The organism is Streptomyces sp. DvalAA-14 (assembly GCF_900091855.1).
In the GTDB taxonomy this organism is placed as follows: Bacteria; Actinomycetota; Actinomycetes; order Streptomycetales; family Streptomycetaceae; genus Actinacidiphila.
The window spans coordinates 1-4,107 of sequence record NZ_FMCH01000307.1; the positions used below are offsets into that span (position 1 = coordinate 1).

Below are 4,107 nucleotides of genomic sequence, written 5' to 3' on the forward strand. Positions count from 1 at the left end.
CCCGGGCCGCGGTCCTCGCCGGGACCGTGGTCCCAGCGGCCGCCGTCCGGCCCGTCGGACGAGGCGAACGGGCTCATGAGGAGCATCAAGGTGGCCGGGATCGTCACCCGGCTGGTCACGCCGCCGCCCGGGGTCCGGGTCAAGGTGACGCCGATGCCCCAGCGGCGGGCCAGGCTGCCGACCACGAACAGGCCGAGCACCCGGGTGGGCGCCAGGTCCAGGCGCTCGCGGCGGATCAGCCGGGCGTTCTCCTCGGCGAGGCGCTCGGCGCTCAGGCCCAGGCCGTGGTCGGAGATCTCGATCCGCGCGCCGTCCGAGCCGTTGCGCACGGTCACTTCGACGGGGCTGTGCACCGGGGAGAACGCCACCGCGTTCTCCAGCAGTTCGGCGAACATCAGCGTCAGGTCGGCGATGATGTCCGGCGCGACGGTGACATTCGTCTCGGCGACCAGCGACACCCGCTGGTAGCCCTCGATCTGCCCGAGCGCCGCCCGCACGACGTTGGTGAGCGCGGTGGGGCTGGCGTCCAGGCCGGCCTCGCGGATACCGGCCAGCAGCATCAGGCTGTCGGCGTTGCGCTGCAGGCGGACCGCGAGGTGGTCGATCCGGTAGAGCCGGTCGAGCAGTTCCGCGTCGGTCTCGCCGCGTTCCAGCGCGTCGATGAGGGTGAGCTGACGAGCCGTCAGGTTACTGATCCGGCGTCCGACGTTGCCGAACATCTCGGCGACGTTGCGGCGGCTGAGCACCTGGCGTTCGAGCAGCGCCGCCGCGGTGCCCTGCACCCGGTTGAACGCCTCGGCCAGATCGCCGAGTTCGTCGCGTACGGTGACCGGCACCTCGCTCAGCCGCAGCGGGCCGGAGTAGGCCGCGTCGTCGTCGGCGACCCGGGCGAGTTCTTCCTCCGCGACCTCGGCGACCTGGGTCGCGGCCCCGGTCAGGGCGCGCACCGGGCGCACCACCGAGCGGCGGATCGCCACCGAGAAGGCCAGCCACAGCGCGAATCCGAGCAGCGCCCCGCCGAGCAGCCAGGCCGCGCGCCACCAGGCCGCGTTCGACGCCCGGTCGGCGCGCGAGGCGATCTGGTCGATCAGCCCGGCGGTGATCCGCAGCCGGGCCTGCGCCTGCCGCTGGTAGGTCGGGTACTCCTTGAGCGCCGCGCTGAAGGCCGACCGCACCTGCGCGGGCGACTTGGCCACCAGCGCGCTGGGGTCGATCTGCAGTCCCGCGTACTGCAGCGAGATGGCGTTCCACGAGGGGTTCTGCTCGATCGCGGAGAGCTGGGTGAGCTGCGCCTGGCTGGCGAACCGGCCGAACCGGCCGGCCTGGTAGGTGTACTGCTGGGCGTAGCCGACCGCGCCGACGAACTCGATCAGGGCGTTGGTGTCACCGGTCTGGGCGGAGAACACGCTGGTTTCCAGGGCGCTGTGGGCGGCCTCCGCCCGCAGCAGGGAGTCCAGCAGGCTGCCGGTGACAGTGGCCGCCAGGTTCGAGCGCTGGTCGAGCCCGAGGCCGTCGATCAACTCGTCGACGATGGCGGTGTAGGCCGGGTCGATGTTGTCCGCGGGCAGGTAGCTCTGCTCGATGGTGGACCGCAGGCTGCCCAGGCCGTTGATCTCCTTGAGCGCCTGCGCCTCCGCGCTCGGCAGCGCCGAGCCGAAGGTCGAGCGGACCTTTTCCACCTGGCTGTCCACGGCGGTCCTGGCGCCGAGGTAGGCGGCGAGCGACGGGCGGCGGCCGGTGGCGGCCGATTCGTAGCGCACCGACAGCAGCACCGCCTGCTGGTGCTCGGTCTCGACCCGGTCGATGAGTTCGGCGATCTGCCGGCTGTTGCGGACCAGCATGGCCGCCGAGGCCGCGTCCCGGGCCTGCCCGGTGAGTCCGGTGATCACATAGGCGAGCAGCAGGAGCACCACGACGAGCGGTACCCCGACCAGCACGTTGAGTTTGCGCCGGAAGGGCCACCTGTCGGCGAATCCCCGGACACCGCCGCGGGTACGCGCATCCGGAGCCGGCCGCACCGCAGCGACCACCTCGTCCACGGACACCAAGCCTCCTGCGTGACGTCGCCGACAACCGGACGCAGCAGAGGCACGTCTTGACCGCTTCTGCCTGCTACCGGGCCGAAATGACCGGATCCTCGGCACAGTTGTCCGATCCCCGTGACCAACGTCCGGGAGACTACCTCCTCTTCGCCGCTGTCATCCGACCGGATCATCAAGACTCTGTTACAGACGCCTTCTTGATCGTCCCGGCGCCCGCCGCGGGGGGCCCGGTCGAGGCAACTGCCGGTTCGCGGTGCCGATCGTGATCAGGCCGCGCTTGACGGAGATCGAACCGGCTGGATTGGATCGCTGGGTAACACCTGCCACGAGTGCACACGTTCGACTCCTGAAACGTCCGAAACCTCCGAACCCGGAAGCGGAAACCGTGACTTCTCCCGTGATGAGCGCCTGGTCCAGCCCGAGACGCAACCGCCTGGCGGCGGTCGCGGTCGCAGCTGTCGCAGCGGCGGCATCGCTGACGAGCTGTTCCTCGTCCTCCTCCGACAGCGCGAAGGACCCGCTCGCCGGGTCCAAGGCCAGCGGCGACACCGTGGTCGTCGGTTCCAACAACTATGCCGAGAGCATCCTGCTCGGCGACATCTACGGCGAGGCGCTCAAGGCCAAGGGGATCAAGGTCACCTACAAGCCGAGCATCGGCAGCCGTGAGACCACCTACGGTCTGCTCAAGAACGGCACCCTGACGGTGCTGCCGGAGTTCAACGGCGCCCTGCTGGCCTACCTCGACGCCAAGGCCGCCCCGACCACCGAGGCCGCCACCGACGCGGCGGTCACCGGGAAGCTCGACCCGAAGCTGACGCTGCTCAAGCCCGCCGCGGCGCAGGACAAGGACTCCATCACCGTCAACGCCGCGACCGCCTCGAAGTACCACCTGACGTCGAACTCGACCATCGCCGACCTGGCCCCGGTGGGCAAGGACATCACCATCGGCGCCTCGCCGGAGTTCCAGACCCGCCAGCAGGGCCTGGTCGGCCTGAAGTCCGTCTACGGCCTGACCCCCAAGTCGTTCAAGGCCCTCGACGCGGGCGGCGCGCTGACCGAGGCCGCCTTGAAGAACGGCAACGTCCAGGCCGCCGACATCTTCACCACCGACCCCACCATCACCAAGGAGAAGTTCGTCGTCCTGCAGGACCCGAAGAACCTGTTCGGGTTCGAGAACGTGGTCCCGCTGGTCTACAAGACCGGGCTGTCGCAGGCCGGTGCGGACGCGCTCAACGCGGTGTCCGCCAAGCTCGACACCGCGACGCTGCTGGACCTGGACGCCCAGGTGCAGAGCGACAGCAAGGACCCGCTGGTGGTCGCCAAGGCCTGGCTGACCTCGGTCGGCCTGGTCTGAGCGTCGGATTCCCGGCGCGGGCGGCGCGATGGGAACGGCGTCCGAGATCCCTCGGCACCCGGCGAAGGCACCCTCCTCGGAGGGGGCCTTCGTGGTGCTGGACGGCGTCGGTCTCGACGCCCACGCGGTGGCCCGGCTGGCCGACGCGCTGGCCGAGCCCACCGCGGCGCCGCGGGCGGTGGCCCGGGCGGAGCGCTCCTGGCACACCGCCCGGCGGCTGGCGGCGGCCGGCCGGATGTACGGGCGCGACACCGGCGTCGGCGCCAACCGCATGGTGTTCCTCAGCGACGAGGACCAGGTCGGCCAGGACCTGCGGCTGCTGCGCAGCCACGCGGGCGGTGTCGGCGCGCTGCTCCCGACCCGCCAGGTCCGGGCCATGCTGGCGGTCCGGGCCAACCAGGTGCTCGCCGGCGGCTCCGGCCTCCAGCCCGCCGTCGCGCAGGCGCTGGTGGAGGCGCTGCGGCTCGGCGTGCACCCGGCCGTCAACGAGTTCGGTGCGGTCGGCACCGGCGACCTGACCGCGCTGGCCCAGACCGGCCTGACCGTCATCGGGGAACGGCCCTGGCTGTCCGACGAGGCCGCGCCGCGGCCGCCGGCCGGCGCCCCCGGGCCGGACGCGCCGACCGGGCCGGCCGTCCCCGCGCCGGTCGTGCTGGAGCACGGCGACGCGCTCGCCCTGATGAGCAGCAACGCCCTCACGCTCGGCCAGGC

The 4,107-nt window shown here is 71.8% G+C and carries 3 protein-coding genes; 2 read left to right on the forward strand and 1 reads right to left on the reverse strand.

The features are described 5' to 3' along the window. A partial coding sequence (locus GA0115240_RS15505) for a HAMP domain-containing histidine kinase (protein WP_141708845.1) occupies window positions 1–2,045 on the reverse strand: 2,045 nt, incomplete at its 3' end. Between the two features lie 397 nt (window positions 2,046–2,442). Between GA0115240_RS15505 and GA0115240_RS15510 the strand changes: the two genes are divergently transcribed. After that, the gene (locus GA0115240_RS15510; RefSeq protein ID WP_093737264.1) at window positions 2,443–3,396 is read left to right on the forward strand and encodes an ABC transporter substrate-binding protein; all 954 of its coding nucleotides are present in this window, start codon (window positions 2,443–2,445) and stop codon (window positions 3,394–3,396) included. A gap of 28 nt (window positions 3,397–3,424) precedes the next feature. Next, on the forward strand, window positions 3,425–4,107 hold a 683-nt coding region (locus GA0115240_RS15515; protein ID WP_141708846.1), incomplete at its 3' end, for an aromatic amino acid lyase.